The 15,796-nt window shown below is 59.4% G+C and carries 16 protein-coding genes and 1 tRNA gene; 11 read left to right on the plus strand and 6 right to left on the minus strand.

Annotated features, from left to right (window positions below; all coding sequences use genetic code 11):
* Window positions 1-118 precede the first annotated feature (118 nt).
* From CLV74_RS07835 to CLV74_RS07860, 6 genes are all read left to right on the plus strand, one after another.
* Window positions 119-862 (plus strand): hypothetical protein, encoded by a 744-nt coding sequence (locus CLV74_RS07835; RefSeq protein ID WP_106263680.1) that lies wholly within the window; start codon window positions 119-121, stop codon window positions 860-862.
* Window positions 863-957: 95 nt separating this feature from the next.
* Window positions 958-2,088, plus strand: coding sequence for a 3,4-dihydroxy-2-butanone-4-phosphate synthase (gene ribB / locus CLV74_RS07840; protein WP_106263840.1), 1,131 nt, complete (start codon window positions 958-960; stop codon window positions 2,086-2,088).
* Window positions 2,088-2,612, plus strand: a complete 525-nt coding sequence (locus CLV74_RS07845; RefSeq protein ID WP_106263681.1) for a 6,7-dimethyl-8-ribityllumazine synthase — start codon at window positions 2,088-2,090, stop codon at window positions 2,610-2,612. Before ribB ends, CLV74_RS07845 begins: the two co-directional genes overlap by 1 nt.
* Window positions 2,613-2,635: 23 nt before the next feature.
* On the plus strand, window positions 2,636-3,118 hold the full coding sequence (nusB, locus tag CLV74_RS07850; RefSeq protein ID WP_106263682.1) for a transcription antitermination factor NusB: 483 nt from the start codon (window positions 2,636-2,638) through the stop codon (window positions 3,116-3,118).
* Between the two features lie 180 nt (window positions 3,119-3,298).
* Window positions 3,299-3,619, plus strand: coding sequence for a hypothetical protein (locus CLV74_RS07855; protein ID WP_106263683.1), 321 nt, complete (start codon window positions 3,299-3,301; stop codon window positions 3,617-3,619).
* Between the two features lie 397 nt (window positions 3,620-4,016).
* Window positions 4,017-4,469 (plus strand): MmcB family DNA repair protein, encoded by a 453-nt coding sequence (locus CLV74_RS07860; RefSeq protein ID WP_106263684.1) that lies wholly within the window; start codon window positions 4,017-4,019, stop codon window positions 4,467-4,469.
* Here CLV74_RS07860 and CLV74_RS07865 read toward each other — a convergent pair whose 3' ends face one another.
* Window positions 4,470-4,667 (minus strand): DUF6324 family protein, encoded by a 198-nt coding sequence (locus CLV74_RS07865; RefSeq protein WP_106263685.1) that lies wholly within the window; start codon window positions 4,665-4,667, stop codon window positions 4,470-4,472.
* 126 nt (window positions 4,668-4,793) lie between these two features.
* On the opposite strand from CLV74_RS07865, the gene CLV74_RS07870 reads away from it, so the two are divergent.
* Window positions 4,794-4,870: transfer RNA gene (locus CLV74_RS07870), tRNA-His, on the plus strand.
* A gap of 133 nt (window positions 4,871-5,003) precedes the next feature.
* Window positions 5,004-5,876, plus strand: coding sequence for an aldose 1-epimerase family protein (locus CLV74_RS07875; protein ID WP_106263686.1), 873 nt, complete (start codon window positions 5,004-5,006; stop codon window positions 5,874-5,876).
* A gap of 65 nt (window positions 5,877-5,941) precedes the next feature.
* Here the strand turns inward: CLV74_RS07875 and CLV74_RS07880 are convergent, their stop codons facing one another.
* Complete coding sequence (locus tag CLV74_RS07880; RefSeq protein WP_106263687.1) at window positions 5,942-7,396, minus strand: ammonium transporter; 1,455 nt, start codon at window positions 7,394-7,396, stop codon at window positions 5,942-5,944.
* A 356-nt stretch (window positions 7,397-7,752) separates the two neighbouring features.
* Window positions 7,753-8,064: a DUF6476 family protein gene (locus CLV74_RS07885; RefSeq protein WP_106263841.1), complete on the minus strand. Its 312-nt coding sequence runs from the start codon at window positions 8,062-8,064 to the stop codon at window positions 7,753-7,755.
* On the opposite strand from CLV74_RS07885, the gene CLV74_RS07890 reads away from it, so the two are divergent.
* From CLV74_RS07890 to CLV74_RS07900, 3 genes are all read left to right on the plus strand, one after another.
* Complete coding sequence (locus CLV74_RS07890; RefSeq protein WP_106263688.1) at window positions 8,063-9,094, plus strand: RluA family pseudouridine synthase; 1,032 nt, start codon at window positions 8,063-8,065, stop codon at window positions 9,092-9,094. The two genes, CLV74_RS07885 and CLV74_RS07890, sit on opposite strands and share 2 nt — an antisense overlap.
* 153 nt (window positions 9,095-9,247) lie before the next feature.
* Window positions 9,248-10,144, plus strand: a complete 897-nt coding sequence (rpoH, locus tag CLV74_RS07895; protein WP_106263689.1) for an RNA polymerase sigma factor RpoH — start codon at window positions 9,248-9,250, stop codon at window positions 10,142-10,144.
* A 77-nt stretch (window positions 10,145-10,221) separates the two neighbouring features.
* On the plus strand, window positions 10,222-11,196 hold the full coding sequence (locus tag CLV74_RS07900; RefSeq protein WP_106263690.1) for a Gfo/Idh/MocA family protein: 975 nt from the start codon (window positions 10,222-10,224) through the stop codon (window positions 11,194-11,196).
* An 83-nt stretch (window positions 11,197-11,279) separates the two neighbouring features.
* Here the strand turns inward: CLV74_RS07900 and CLV74_RS07905 are convergent, their stop codons facing one another.
* The 3 genes from CLV74_RS07905 to CLV74_RS07915 form a co-directional block, all read right to left on the minus strand.
* A complete protein-coding gene (locus tag CLV74_RS07905; RefSeq protein ID WP_106263691.1) occupies window positions 11,280-13,097 on the minus strand; it encodes a M3 family oligoendopeptidase in 1,818 nt (605 codons plus the stop codon).
* A gap of 75 nt (window positions 13,098-13,172) precedes the next feature.
* Window positions 13,173-14,756, minus strand: coding sequence for an ATP-dependent DNA ligase (locus CLV74_RS07910; protein WP_106263692.1), 1,584 nt, complete (start codon window positions 14,754-14,756; stop codon window positions 13,173-13,175).
* A gap of 5 nt (window positions 14,757-14,761) precedes the next feature.
* Window positions 14,762-15,778: a ligase-associated DNA damage response exonuclease gene (locus tag CLV74_RS07915; protein ID WP_106263693.1), complete on the minus strand. Its 1,017-nt coding sequence runs from the start codon at window positions 15,776-15,778 to the stop codon at window positions 14,762-14,764.
* Window positions 15,779-15,796 lie beyond the last annotated feature (18 nt).

Consider the following 15,796-nt stretch of genomic DNA (forward strand, 5'->3'; position numbering starts at 1 on the left):
AAGTGTTCAGGCTAAATCGGAGGAAAGCTTGGGAAACCCAGCGTTTTTCCTGATCGGGCCTCCCAGCCGTTCCGCAAGTTTGCTGTGGCGCTGGCTGGGGGCGCATCGGGATGTATTCATGACTGCACGGCGCGAGCTTGGGTTCCATGCCTTCAAAGGCATGGATCTGAATACGCTAGCCCAGATGGACCCGATTTTAGGGGATGTGGTCACCCGCTCGGACGAATATTCCTTTGCGTTCCAGATTGGCAGATCGCGATTGACGGGCGATGCCAGCACGATCAACGGCTTGATGCCGGAACTGGCCGCCACCATCGCTGCAGACGTCCCGCAGGCCAAGGTGGTCATCACTTTAGAGCCGCCCATTCTACGAGCCTATATGGCCTATCAGTTCAATCGCACCCGCGGCATCGAAAAGGCCCGCAGCTTTCATGAGGCGCTGTCGCTTGAGCCTGCTCGTCTGCGCACCAATGCCTCGCCTTTTCTTCAGTACACGGTCGGCAGCCGCTATCGCCGCTTGGTCGAGGCGTATACTGCGGCGTTTGGGCGCGAAAACGTGCATATCTTGATCGCGGACACCACGTATGTGCCGGTCGGTAAGGCGCTGCGGGATATGTGTGAATTCCTCGGGATCAGCCCGCCCCCGGAAGGGGCCGTTCTAGGAATGGAATGGCAAAGCCAGCGTCTGGAAGATCGCTTTACCCGTGCGCTGGCTGACTGGCGGATAGGGGGGCTGCGTGCTGATTTCCGCACGGGAGTCGCAAAGGATGTGCGTTGGTTGGAAAAGCATCTGGCATTGGCGCTGACCAGCTGGATCCCGTCCGAGGATAACGATCCCGAAGCAGACAGCGCCGATCCCTGAGATGCTGCATTTGGGCACAGTCTGTCTGCCCCGTTCTTGCTAGTTTTGCCTCGGCGGCTGGGGTATCCCAAAGTCAGTGACTAAGGAGAGCCATGATGTCTGAAGACGCCAGCTATGAGACCCCGGGCCCCGTCGAAGAAAATCTTCGGGATGCAATCTCACCCATCGAAGAGGTGATTGAGGACGCCCGCAATGGCCGGATGTATATTCTGGTGGACCACGAGGATCGCGAAAACGAAGGCGATCTTTGCATTCCTGCCCAGATGTGTACCCCCGAGGCGATCAACTTTATGGCCACCTATGGCCGTGGTCTGATCTGTCTGACCCTGACCGGCGAACGGATCGAGGCGCTGGACCTTCCCCTGATGGCCTCGCAGAACAGCTCCCGTCATACCACCGCCTTCACCGTCTCGATCGAGGCCCGTGAAGGCGTCAGTACCGGCATCTCGGCCCATGATCGCGCCCGCACTGTTGCGGTGGCGATTGATGCCGGAAAGACCGGCGCAGACATTGCCACCCCCGGCCACATCTTTCCCTTACGTGCCCGCGACGGCGGTGTGCTGGTCCGCGCGGGCCACACCGAGGCGGCCACCGACGTGGCGCGTCTGGCAGGGCTGAATCCCTCGGGCGTGATCTGCGAGATTATGAATGACGATGGCACCATGGCACGTCTGCCGGATCTGGTGGCCTTCGCACAGCGTCATGGCCTGAAGATCGGCACCATCAGCGATTTGATCGCCTACCGCCGCCGCTACGACAACCTTGTGAAATTGGAAAGCGAAAGCCAGATCACCTCGGAATTCGGCGGTGACTGGACCATGCGTGTTTACACCGACACCACCCAAGGGGCGCAGCATGTCGCCTTGATCAAAGGGGATATTTCCGGCGATGAGCCCGTACTGGTGCGCATGCACGGCCTTGATCCCATGCTGGACATGGTCGGCACCGGACCCAAAGGCCGCGCCTTCGAATTCAGTCAGGCAATGAAAGACGTCGCCGCCGAGGGCAGGGGCGTTGTGGTCCTCTTGCGCGATCTGCAAATGAAACTGGCAGCCGAAGTCTCGCCCCAAACCCTGCGCCAATACGGTCTCGGGGCGCAAATCTTGACTCAACTGGGCCTGCAAAAGCTGACGCTGCTAACCAACTCGCCCACGCCCAAAGTGATCGGTCTTGATGCCTACGGACTAGAAATCACCGGAACCCGCAAAATCTCGGAGGCCGAATAATGGCTGCCAATGAACAGCACTACACTCTGGACCGCCCCACATTCGACAAGCCGGTCAAACTGCTGATCGTCGTCGCGCCTTACTACAAGGACATCGTCGACAACCTACTGTCCGGCGCCTGCGCCGAGATTGAGGCCGCTGGCGGCACCTATGAGATTGCCGAAGTGCCCGGCGCGCTGGAAATCCCCACCGCCATCGGGATCGCTGAACGCATGTCGAATTTTGACGGCTACGTGGCCCTGGGCTGCGTCATTCGCGGGGAAACCACCCACTATGACACTGTCTGCAATGACAGCTCTCGCGGGATCACTCTGCTTGGCTTGCAAGGTCTTTGCGTCGGCAACGGCATCCTCACGGTCGAGAACCGCGAACAGGCCGAAGTCCGTGCCGAACCCGCGGGTCAAAACAAAGGTGGCGGCGCTGCGGCTGCGGCCTTGCATTTGATCGCATTGGCGCGTAAGTGGGGCGGCTCAAAAGAGGGCGTTGGATTTATGCCCTCCGGCGACAGTTACCGCCTGGCATAACCTCTCAAAGGCTCCGTGATCCGATGACCAGCACTCCCGCGCCCCTGTCCGGCAACCAGAAGCGTAAAATGCGCTCGGCCTCCCGTCTTTACGCTGTTCAGGCGCTCTACCAGATGGAACTGGCCGGCCAGTCTCTGGACAAGGTCAAGGTCGAGTTTCTGAACTTCCGCTTCGGCGAAGAGATCGACGGCGACGAGATGATCGATGGGGACATCGACCTTTTCAGCCAGATACTTGAAGATGCCGTGAACTGGCAGGCGCGGATCGACCAGATGACCGACCGCGCTTTGGTGGCTAAATGGCCGCTGGGACGGATCGACACCACCCTGCGCGCGCTCTTCCGCGCCGCCGGTGCGGAACTGACCCAGACCGACACCCCCTTCAAGGTGATCATCTCGGAATATGTAGACGTAGCTCGCGCTTTCTTCCCCGAAGGCAAAGAGGCAGGCTTCGTGAACGGGGTTCTGGACCACATGGCCCGCGAAGCGCGCCCTGAGTCGTTCTAAGACGTCCCCCCGCATCTGCTCAAGAAAACCGCATTTATCTCATCGGCCTGCCTCCCAAACGGGGCGGGTCGAATATCTTTTGATGCGGCATAAGCGCCATTCGGCCAATCTTCCCCCCGTGACCTAGACAGAGGCAGGGGCGCATACTACCTTTACCAGTAGGAAAGAGGAGATTACGGCATGCCCCGACTCGTGCGCCTTTATATCATCCAAACCCTGATCGGTTTCGGCCTGTCGGCGATCTTTGTCGCTGCACTACTGTCCCTCAACGTGGCAAATCTCTGGCATCTGGTCAGCTCCAGCCCGGTCGGTGTTCTGGCCGTGCTGATGCTCTGGGTCTTCAACGGCATCGTTTTCGCGGGCGTCCAGTTCTCCATTGCGATCATGCGTCTGGCTGATGACAACACCCCTGCAGGCGGCAATCGCCAGCACCGCATGCAGCATGATCTCGTTCCGATCCCCGTCCGCACCGATGAGGTGCGCCGCACGCGCCGGATCTGATTTCATCTTGGCGAAAATACCTCGGGGGAGGCCGTAAGGCCGGGGGCAGAGCCCCCACACCCAATGACCACAAGCCGCGACCGTCGCGGCTTTTTTCATGCCCGAGCCAAGGGTGGTTCACTCAAAGAAGATTAATCAAAGGAAAAGGTGTGGCGGGCCCGCACGCGACCGTCTTGGTTTGCGCATTCCCGAGGACCTGTTTTTACAGGTGGGCGCCAGGTAACCAGGCCAGGGCCAGGACAGAGCCAGCTCCCTCGGATTTGCTTAAGGCCACCGGAATGAAACCGTCATACGAGAGGGGCAGCACCCGCCACATCCCATCACCTAATGCGCCAATGGCCGCTCGGCAAGGGGGAAGGGTGCTTGAGTTTGTTCTCTTTTCGTTCATACTTGGCCCATGCAAATCATTCCGACCCCCAGCCCTGTCGATCCCAAGCCCGGCCAGCTTCTGGCGCGCGGGGTTTCGCGGCATCTGCTCCAGCATAACTTCGCATGTCTGGAAGAATTTGTCCCCGCCCGCGGTCTACGCGTGGACGTGATGGCACTGGGGGCGAAAGGGGAAATCTGGATCGTCGAATGCAAGTCCAGCCGCGCCGACTACCAGAGCGATTCCAAATGGGAAAACTACCTGCCGTATTGCGAGCGGTTTTTCTGGGCGGTCTCGGAGGATTTTCCCACCGATCTGCTGCCCGAGGACAGCGGTCTGATCATCGCAGATGCCTATGAGGCCGAGATCATTCGCATGCCGTCGCCGCAAGCGATGGCTGCGGCGCGTCGTAAAATGTTAACGCGGGATTTTGCCCGGACCGCGGCCCTGCGTTTGCAAGGCCTGCGCGATCCACGCATCTGATTACTTGCGGCGTTTGCTGATATTCAGCGCCGTCTGTGCGGCTGCGCGGATCTCTTCAGCAATCTCTTCAGCCTCGTCGGGCTCGAAATCCATCGGAATTTCCAGACCGTTTGCCTCGATGTAGATACGGACCATGCCCTGATCTGTGGGGCCGATCTGCATATTCGCTTCGATATCGCGTTCGGTATCAATACCCATGGCGGTGTCCTTCCTAGCGTGGATGCTGACGGGTACCCCGTGCCCGGAGGCTTGGCAAGATTTGTCGAATTTTTTGTGACAACCCCGCTTGCAATCCCCGTCCGAGAGGGCTAAATCGGCGCCAGTGCCGCCTTAGCTCAGTTGGTTAGAGCGCCTGATTGTGGATCAGGAGGTCCCCCGTTCGAGCCGGGGAGGTGGTACCATCTTCCTCACATTGATGTTGCGCGGTGCGCCCGGCGCCTTCTGCCGGCTATTCCGCCTGTTAGTGGGATCGGTCCCTTTACCCTCTTGCCGTCATGCGCTTCATTGAAGCGGTGTTCCCTGCAGGAGGCCCCCATGTCCATCATCCTATCCAATGCCGATCTGACCGTCGAAGTCTCAGCGCTGGGGGCAGAGTTGCAGCGCCTCACGACCGCGCAGGGGGATGAGTTGCTGTGGGACGGGCAGGAGGCTTTCTGGACCGGCCGTGCGCCTTTGTTGTTCCCGATTGTCGGGAAGGCGCCCGATGATGTGGTTTCCGTCAATGGGCAGGTGGGCGCGATGAAACAGCACGGATTTGCCCGCCGTAGCGTCTTTGATCTGATCTTCCACGATTCGGACGAGGCTACGCTGCGTTTGGCCGACACCGCAGAGAGCCGCGAGGTCTATCCTTGCTCGTTCCAGTTGGATGCCCACTACAAGATCAGCGGCACGCGGCTGAAGAACACTGTCACGGTGCGGAACACCGGAGATCAGGTTATGCCCTTCGGGATGGGGTTTCATCCCGCCTTTGTCTGGCCCTTGCCGGGTGCGCAGGGGCGGCCTCATACGATTACGCTGAAAGGCGGCGGTGCGCCGGATTTATGCCGTCTGGAAGGTGGCTTGTTTAGTGCTCAAGCCCATCCATCGCCCTTCGCAGACGGGCAACTGACGCTGGACCACAGCCAGTTCGATGAGGATGCGATGATCTTTCCGCGTGGCACTGCCCAAGGGCTGCGCTATAGCGCGGAGGGGGCGCGGTATGCGTTGGACTTTGCCTTCACCAACACGCCCAACCTTGGCATCTGGAGTAAACCGGACGCGCCATTTGTCTGTATTGAGCCGTGGCACGGGATGGCGGCCTATCAGGGCGCGGGTAATGACATAGCCTATCGGCCCGATAGTGTTCTGTTGCAGCCGGGCGAGGCCACGGAGTTCGCTTATGAGGTCACAGTTCAGCCTCAGAAGTGACGGGCTGACCCAAAGGAAAAAGCCCTCGTTTCCGAGGGCTTTTGCAGGTTTCGTTGGTTTTGCGCTTAGTTGCCGCGGGCGGTTTGTAGCTTGCCCGGTGCGTTGATGTGGATCGCGTAGGCGTCCTGACCGTGGATTTCCTTGTCCATTCCTGCAAGCTCTTGCTCGGGGGTGACGCGCAAGTGGTTGCGGGGCATCAGGCCATAGTCAAAGTGCTTGGATTTGCCCAAAACCTTGATCACATACATGATGCGGCTGGAGATCCAGAAGGTGATCAGTGCACTGAAGAACCCGAAGGCTGCGATCATCGCAGCATAGAAGATCTGTGTGCCGAAAACTGTCGGGCCGGTTTCCATGCTGCCAGTGGTCAGGGCAAAAAGGCCAGCAGCCATCACGCCAGTGGTGCCGTGAACGGGGAATGCACCGACGGGATCGTCGATCTTGGCCTTGTAGAGGGCCATCACCGTCAGGATGTAGACAAAGCCCGAGATGACACCGATCACCATCGCCTGTGCCGCTGTGGCTGCGTCTGCGTTGGCCGTGATGCCGACCAGACCCGCCAGCGCTCCGTTCAGCATGTCGGAAATGTACAGCTTTTCCTGTTTGACGATGAAGAAGGCCATCACTGCAAAGACCGCAGCACAAGGGGCGAGGGTGGTGTTGATGATCACGGTGCCAAAGCCGTCCACCAACTGGTTGAAGACCGCATCGGCAAACTGTTCTGGGGCGACCATCGCGCCGCTCAGGTCGATGCCGCTCAAGTCAAAGCCTGCAGCGAAAGTGCTGCCAGCGTTAAAGCCGTACCAGCCGATCCACAGCATAAAGACGCCAAGGGCCGAGAGGGGGATGTTGTGCGATGCGTTGCTGACCGAAGATCCGGCAAAGCGGAAGGCGTCCACTTGGCCCTTGCCGTAGCCGAACTCGCCGATGCGGGGGCGCAGCATGATCGCGCCTGCAAGGCCTGCAAAGCCGCCCAAAGCGTGAACCACGACCGAGCCTGCGAAATCGTGAAGAACCCCGTGCAGCAGGCCATCGGCGTTCCATACGGTGAAGGCCACGATCGGGTAGACAAAGGCCGAGAACACAGCGCCGAACACAAGGTAGGCGTAGGTCGCGATGCGGCCCGTCACCGCGCCAGAGCAGATGGTGACGCAAGTCGCGGCGAAGGCAAAGTTGAAGAACAGCGCAATGTCCGAGTTTAGCGAGACGACCGGACCGGGCGAGTTGCTTTCGATGCGGTTGGCAAAGCCAAGATCGCGCATCCAGTCGACGACGATAGAATCACCTTGAACGATGGGGTAGCCGAACCAGTAGAAAAAGATCCCGCAGACGCAAAGGTCGATGAAGTTCTTGAAGATGTTGTTGATCGCGTTTTTACGCGACATGGCGCCAGTCTCAAGTAACATAAAACCGGCTTGCATCATGAAAATCAGAACCCCGCTGATAAACACAATGACGTTGATTGCGGTATAGACGCCAAATATTAGCGCTCTATCGTAACTGGCTAGTTCGCCACCCATGTACTTTAACCCCTAATTTGGTCAGCATTGTCTGCAATAATTTGTCGACTTGATGTCTGATCTTAAATTACAACAGTTCCGCTGATAAAGCTGAGGCTCGGACTGGTCAATAATTAAAGGAAATTGCCCATTTTTTGAGCGTTTCATGAGTAAACGCTGGGGTGCGGCAACAGGCGAATTTAACCAATATCAACCTGAGATTGCTGTGTTTCTGGGGGCGAGTCGAAACTTTCGTGTTAGGTAAAGTTTCGAAAAATAAATTTAATCAGGATGTGATCTCTGGGATACGCGTTTCGTGCTCCCGCATTGGGCGAAAATTCGCTCACGTTAGGGGATAATATTTGAAAGTCCGGATATCAATTTGCGCCAGAATTCGGCAGCGTAACTTTGATGTCCTGCACCAATGCGCCGCTGATTGCGTCGAAAATCAGGATGCGCTGATCCTCGGTGGTGATTGCAAACCAACCCTTGCCTTGTGTAACTGCGGCCACGCGGACGCCTTCGGGCAGGCTCAGGTCTTCCGGCAATAGGGGAGTCGGGTCGGGAAACCGCAAAACAATCACGACCGTGATGGCCAGCAGGCCCCCCATCATGACAACGGTCAGAGCCGTCACAAGGCGGCGTAGAAAACGGGCGTCCGGGGGCGTCTGGTCGGAAGGAAGTGACATGGGCGAGACCTTCATCAGCGTCATCATCTCGGCGGAGCCGCCGTCCCGTCTGGATAAAGCCTTGGCGCGTGATGTGCCAGAGGAAGCATCCCTGTCGCGCACCCGTCTGGCCCGTCTTATCGCGGACGGTAAGGTCAAACGCGGTGACGAGGTGCTGACCAACCCCAAGATCGCCGTGGACGAAGGGGATGAGATCATCATCACCGTTGAGGCCGCCGCCGAGGTGGACACCGTCGCCGAAGAGATCCCGCTAGAGATCATCTATGAAGATGAAGACCTGATCGTGGTGAACAAGCCTGCGGGTATGGTGGTGCATCCGGCGCCGGGCTCGCCCACGGGGACGCTAGTGAACGCGCTACTTCATCACTGCGGGGACACCCTCTCGGGCGTCGGCGGCGAAAAGCGTCCGGGCATTGTCCATCGCATCGACAAGGACACCAGCGGTCTGCTGGTTGTGGCGAAATCGGACCGTGCCCACCACGGGCTGGCGGCTCAGTTCGAAGATCACAGCGTTGAACGGGTCTATTCCGCGATCGTTTACGGGATGCCCGATAGCGCCGATCCACGTCTGAAGGGCGTGCGCGGGGTCAATTTTGAGCCGGGGAATGTGATCAAGATCACCTCGTTCCTTGGGCGGCACAAGACGGACCGGCAGCGGCAAGCTGTCAGCTTTACCCACGGGCGTCATGCAGTGACCCGTGCGCGGGTGGTCGAGACCTTTGGCACGCCGACCACCGCGACGTTGATGGATTGCTGGCTGGAAACCGGCCGGACCCACCAGATTCGCGTGCATATGACCCATGCGGGCCATTCTCTGATCGGAGACCCTGTGTATGGGGGGCGCCGCAAGCTTTCCCCCAAGGCGCTGTCTGCGGCGGGGATCGAAGCTGCAACAAACTTTCCCCGTCAGGCCTTGCATGCCCGCATTTTGGGCTTCATCCATCCGGTGACCGATGAAGAAATGCTCTTTGAGGCGCCGCTGCCTGATGACATGTTACAGTTGATCGAAGCGCTGCGCACGAAGGTGTGAAATAGGCGCACGTGTGCGTGAGCGCACGGTAATCCATGTTTCCTGCAATGTGTCTCTCGATTTATAAGGAACTCAAGCAAGGCCGAAGGACTTGAATATCTGAAGTCGGCTACCTAGCTGAATGTTAAAGCCTGTAACATCTTGAGGGACACAATGGCAAATTACGCAAATCTACCGGCCCCGAGCCCGGAAGGCGGCCTGACCCGTTACATGCAGGAGATTCGCAAGTTCCCCCTGCTGGAACCGGAAGAAGAATACATGCTGGCCAAGCGCTGGGTCGAGGATCAGGACACTGAATCCGCCCACAAGCTGGTGACCAGCCACCTTCGTCTGGCCGCAAAAATCGCCATGGGTTATCGCGGGTACGGCCTGCCGCAAGCCGAAGTCATATCCGAGGCCAACGTGGGCCTGATGCAAGCGGTCAAGCGCTTTGACCCTGAAAAGGGCTTTCGTCTTGCGACCTATGCCATGTGGTGGATCCGCGCCAGCATTCAGGAATACATCCTGCGCAGCTGGTCGATGGTGAAACTGGGTACGACCTCGGGTCAGAAGAAGCTGTTCTTCAACCTGCGCAAGGCCAAGTCGCGTATCGGCGCTTTGGAAGAGGGTGATCTGCGTCCTGAACACGTGGAGAAGATCGCGAACGATCTTGGTGTGACTCAGGATGAAGTGATCAGCATGAACCGCCGTCTGTCGGGCGGGGATGCCTCTTTGAACGCGACCGTTGGTAGCGATGAGGATGGTGGCGCCCAGTGGCAGGATTGGCTGGAAGACGAAGACGCCAACCAAGCTGCCGCCTATGAAGCGCAGGACGAGATGACTGCCCGCCGCGAGTTGCTGACTGAAGCCATGGACGCGCTGAACGAACGCGAGCGCGACATTCTGGTGAAGCGTCGTCTGAGTGAAGAGAATATCACTCTGGAAGACCTGAGCGCGGAATATAGCGTCAGCCGTGAGCGCATTCGCCAGATCGAGGTGCGCGCCTTTGAAAAGCTGCAAAAGCGGATGACCACTCTGGCCCGTGAAAAGGGCATGTTGCCCGCCGTGTAACTGACCGATATCGCTAACAGTTGCTTCAAATCCTTCGCGCTATTACGGTGCGAGGGATTTTTGTTTGGGAGGCAGCAATGTCCAAAGTGGTGAATTGGGGTGTTCTGGGGGCGGCGAACTTTGCCCGTCAGCATATGGCGCCGGCGATCCATGGGGCGGATGGGGCCCGTTTCGCCGCATTGGCGACCAGCAGTCTGGAGAAGGCCGCACCGTTTCAGGCCTTCGCGCCAGATATCGAGGTTTTCACCGATTATGACGCGATGCTGGCCTCTGACAGCATTGTTGCGGTCTACATCCCGCTGCCCAACCATCTGCACGTGGAGTGGGCGCTGAAAGCGATCAAGGCGGGCAAGCACGTGTTGTGTGAAAAGCCGATCGCAATGAAGGCCGACCAGATCGACGCGTTGATCAAGGCGCGGGATGACAGCGGTTTGGTTGTGCAAGAGGCATATATGATCCTGCACCACCCCCAGTGGCAGCGGGCGCAAGAGATCGTGGATAGCGGCGAGATCGGCGCGCTGCGCCATGTGCAGGGGACCTTTACCTTCGACAACCGCGCAGACACCGGCAACATCCGCAACCGGCCAGAAACGGGCGGGGGGGCGCTGCCGGATATTGGCGTCTACACCTATGGCTCGACCCGCTTTATCACCGGTGCAGAGCCGACCGAAATCACCAGCGCCCATCTGGAATATGACGGCGGTATCGACAGCTATGCCCATGTGACCGGCAAGTTCGGTGGGGTGACCTTCTCGCTCTTGAATTCCATGCGCATGGCGAACCGCCAGCGGATGGAATTCCACGGCGAAAAAGGTGTTCTGGCGTTGACCGCTCCTTTCAACGCAAACGTCTTTGGCGAGGCCCGCCTGACCGTTGAGACCACCGGCGGTGTGGTCCGCGAAGAGCGGTTTGCGGGTGTGCAGCAGTACAAACTGCAGGTCGAAAATTTCTCGGCGTTGGTGCGTGGGGATCGGGTAGACTACCCCGGCTCGCTAGAGTTCGCAAAGGGCACGCAAGCCATGATCGACATGGTCTACGCCGCGGCGAAATAAACCGCCCCGCATCGTTACCAAAAGGAAGGCCGCCCGATGGGCGGCCTGCTGTTTTTTTGTAGATTGGCGCTGCCTGGCAGCCGTTATTCCATCGCTTCCAACTCGTCGATGAAGCCTTCGATCATCGACAGGCCCTTGTCCCAGAATGCCGGATCGCTGGCATCAAGGCCGAAGGGGGCCAGCAGCTCTTTATGGTGCTTTGATCCGCCTGCTTTCAGCATCTCGAAGTATTTGTCCTGGAAGCCTTCGGGCTGCTCTTGGTAGGCCGCATAGAGGGCGTTCACCAGACCGTCGCCGAAGGCGTAGGCGTAGACGTAGAAGGGCGTGTGAACAAAATGCGGGATGTAGGCCCAGAAGGTCTCATACCCGGGCATGAAGTCGAAGACAGGGCCAAGGCTTTCGGCCTGAACGCTCATCCAAAGGGCGTTGATGTCGTCGGGGGTCAGCTCGCCGCTGCGGCGGGCGTCATGCAGTTTGCATTCGAAGTCATAGAAGGCGATCTGGCGGACGACCGTGTTGATCATGTCCTCGACCTTGCCGGCCAGCATGACTTTGCGTTCGTTCTTGTCCTTCGCGCCTTCCAGCATTTTGCGGAAGGTCAGCATCTCGCCAAAGACGGATGCGGTTTCGGCCAAGGTCAGCGGGGTCGAGGACAGCATTTCGCCTTGTCCTGCGGCCAGACGCTGGTGGACACCGTGGCCGAGTTCGTGGGCCAAGGTCATCACGTCGCGGGGTTTGCCCAGATAGTTCAGCAGCACATAGGGGTGCGCGTCAGTTACGGTGGGATGCGCGAAGGCGCCGGGGGCCTTGCCGGGTTTCACGCCTGCGTCGATCCAGCCCTTGCTGAAAAAGGGCTCTGCCAGTTCGGCCATACGCTGATCAAAGCTGCCATAGGCGTCCATGACGATCTTTTCGGCCTCGGGCCAGTTGATCTTGCGCTGGGTTTCCATGGGCAGGGGCGCGTTGCGGTCCCAGACCTCCATGGTGTCCAGTCCCAGCCATTTGGCCTTCAGGGCGTAATAGCGGTGGGACAGGCGCGGGTAGGCGGCGACCACGGCGTTGCGCAACGCCTCGACCACTTCGGGCTCGACATGGTTCGACAGGTGGCGGCCGGTCTGCGGGGTGGGCATGCCGCGCCAGCGGTCCATGACCTCTTTTTCCTTGGCTTGCGTGTTGTGGACACGGGCGAAGGTTTTGATGTTCTTGCTGAAGGTCTCGCCCAAGGCGCGGGCGGCGGCTTCGCGCTGGCTGCGGTCCTGTTCTGTCAAGAGGTTCAGGGTCTCTTCAATGCTCAGGTCTTCGCCGTCCACATCAAAGGTCAAGCCAGCGATGGTTTCGTCGAAAAGGCGTTCCCACGCGTCGCCCACAACGCCCATGTCATGGAGGAATTTCTCCATCTCATCGGACAGCTGGTAGGGTTTCATCGCGCGCACGCGGTCGAAAACCGGTTTGTAGCGGGCCAGATCGTCGTTCGCGGCGTAGAGCGTTTCCAGACGGTCATCGGGCAGGCGGTTCAGTTCCAGCGAGAAGAACACCAGCGGCGTCGAATAGCGCGTTAGGCGGTCCTGCATGTCCGACATGAACTTGGCGCGATCTGAATCCATCGTGTTCTGGTAATAGCGCAGACCGGCAAAGGACATCACGCGCCCCGAGACCATATCGATCCGTTCGTGGCGCAGCACGCAGTCCAGCATCGCGGCGGCATCCAGCGCGTCCAGTTTGCCTTCGTAGTCGGCGGCAAAGCTGCTGCAGGCCTCTTCCAGCCAGTCCAGATCGCGGGCCAGTTCGGGCGCCTCTTGCGAGGTGTAAAGATCGGTCAGGTCCCACTCGGGCAGATCCCCGAGACCGTCAGTGCCGCGGCTGGCGTTTGCGTCATGGGTGCGCAGGGTCGAATAAGCCATGAAAAGTCCTTTTTCTTCTGTCTTGGGTGACAGGTAAGGGCGCGGGGGCGCGATGTGCAAGGGCTGGCGTGCGGATTACCCCATAAGGGCCTTCAGATCGGTTAAGGTATTGGCCTCTTGCGCCGGTTTGTCGTGGCGCCAGCGTAGCATTCTTGGAAAACGCAGGGCGACGCCGGACTTGTGACGCTTGCTTTCTGCGATGCCCTCGAAGGCGATCTCGAAGACCAGTTCTGGGGTCACGCGACGGACAGGGCCAAAGCGTTCCTGTGTGTTGGCGCGGACCCAGCGGGTGATCTTGTTGAACTCCGCGTCCGTCAGGCCGCTATAGGCTTTGGTGAAAGGGACCAGTTCATTCCCGTTCCAGACGGCGAAGGTGAAATCGGTGAAGAGGTTGGCGCGGCGTCCGTGGCCCGATTGGGCGTAGATCATTACCGCATCGATGGTCAGCGGGTCGATCTTCCACTTCCACCATTCTCCGCGCTTGCGGCCTGCCAGATAGGGGCCGTCTTTGCGCTTTAGCATCAGCCCTTCGGCCATTCGATCACGAGAGGTTTCGCGCAGCGCGGCAAGTTCGGCCCAATCGCTGAAGGTCACTTGGGGCGAGAGGATCACGGGCGCATCAGGCGGTAGGTCTTGGATCATCCGGTCCAGCAGCGCGCGGCGCGCAGCGAAGGGACGTTCGCGAATGTCTTGGCCGTCATATTCCAACAGGTCATAGGCCTGCATCACCACTGGGGCGGATTTCAGCAGGCTGGAGGGCACGGTTTTGCGACCAATCCGCTTTTGTAGGTCATTGAAGGGCAGGGGAGTGCCGTCTTTATAGGCCAGAATTTCTCCATCCATCACAATGCCTTGGGGGAGAAAGTCCAGTGCCTTGCGCAGTTCAGGAAAGCGGTCGGTCATAAGCTCTTCGCCGCGGGACCAGATGTGCATCTCGCCCCCGCGCAGGATCATCTGGCCGCGAATGCCGTCCCATTTCCATTCGGCGGACCAGTCCGTCGGTGGGCCAATGTCGGCCACATCGCCCTCAATCCCGTGGGCCAGTTGGAACGGGTAGGGGCGCGACAGGTCATCTTGGATAGATGGCGCAAGGATCAGATTATTGAAGCTGGTGGTCTGCGGCGTCCATTTGCCCATCAGGCGGTGGGCGATGCCGGCCTCATCCAGATCGGTGGCTTGGGCTAGGGCGCGGGTCATCAGGCGCTGGCTGACGCCGACACGAAAGCCTCCCGTCAGAAGCTTGTTGAATACAAAGCGCTGGGTGTCATCCAGATCGCCCCATGCAGACAGGATTTGTGCTTTGCGCTCTTCTTCCGGCATGTCGGCCAGCATCAGCACAAAGGTCATCCATGCGCTCAGGGGTTGCGCATCCTGCCGGTCGCTCGGGGGTAGGATCAGAGCGATTGTCTCGGACAGATCGCCAACCACGGGGTAGGCCTCTTCCAGCAGCCACAAGGGCACGCCTGCTGCTTCGGCGGCCCATTCCCGCAAGCGGGCGCTGGTGACTGCCCGCTTGGGGCGTCTGCCGGAAAACAGCGCGATGCACCACAGTTTGTCTTCGTCCGAGGCGGTGCCGAAGAAAGTGGCCAAAGCGGCAACTTTTGCGTTGGTTGAGGTGGTGCTGTCGATCTGCCTGAAAAGGTCGGTGAACTGCTGCATCTTGGCTATTCCGCAACCTCTGCCTGTTCGAGGCTGTCGTCCGAATACTCGGTCGCGACGATGGAGGCGTCATAGCCTTGTTCGGTCAGCCAGCGGCTGAAGACTTCGGTGTAGCCGTGGGTGACAAAAATCCGCTCGGCCCCTGTGGCGCGAATGGAGTCGTTCAGGCCCTGCCAATCCGCGTGATCCGACAGGGCAAAGCCCCGATCCATCGACCGCCGCCGCCGGATGCCGCGAAGGCGCATCCAGCCGCTGGCCATGGCGGTTTGCGCGGGCTTGAACCGTTTCGCCCATGCCGCCCCGATGGCCGAGGGCGGTGCGATCACCAGCGCGCCTTTGTACGCGTTCGGGTCCAGATCGGCGGTGACTTGGACCGTGTTGGGCAGGTGGTACCCGATCTGGCGCAGGGCGGCGTTTGTGGCCTCGACTGCGCCGTGTGTCAGGATGGGGCCAATGGACGGGTCCACTTGCGCCAGCAGGCGCTGCGCTTTGCCAAACGAATAGGCCGCCAGCAGGCTAAAGCGCCCCTCATCGCGGTTGGCAGCCCACCATGAATTGATCTCATCCATGACCATTTGTTGCGGCTGCCAGTTGAAGACCGGCAGGCCGAAGGTGCATTCCGAGATGAAGGCGTGGCACCGCTGGGGCTCAAAAGCTTCGCAGAAGCCGTCCGGTTCGGGTTTGTAGTCGCCAGAGAAAACCCAGACCTCGCCATCTACCTCGACCCTGATTTGGGCGGAGCCGGGCACATGGCCCGCGGGATGCAGGCTGACCTTGGCATATCCGATCTGGCAGGTCTCGCCGTAGGGCAGGGTGTCCAGCGCGATGTCTCCCAGACGATGGCGCATAACGGGGGCCGATTGCGGCGTTGCCAGATAGTGCCGGTGCCCGAAACGGGCGTGATCCGAATGGGCATGGCTGATCACAGCCCGATCCACAGGTCGCCATGGATCAAGGTAGAAATCACCTGCGGGGCAGTAGATGCCCTTGTTGGTAAAGGTCAGGACCGAAGATCTGCTCATGCAGAGCAAGATAGCGCA

It is taken from the genome of Donghicola tyrosinivorans (assembly GCF_003003355.1).
GTDB classification, from domain to species: Bacteria; Pseudomonadota; Alphaproteobacteria; order Rhodobacterales; family Rhodobacteraceae; genus Donghicola; species Donghicola tyrosinivorans.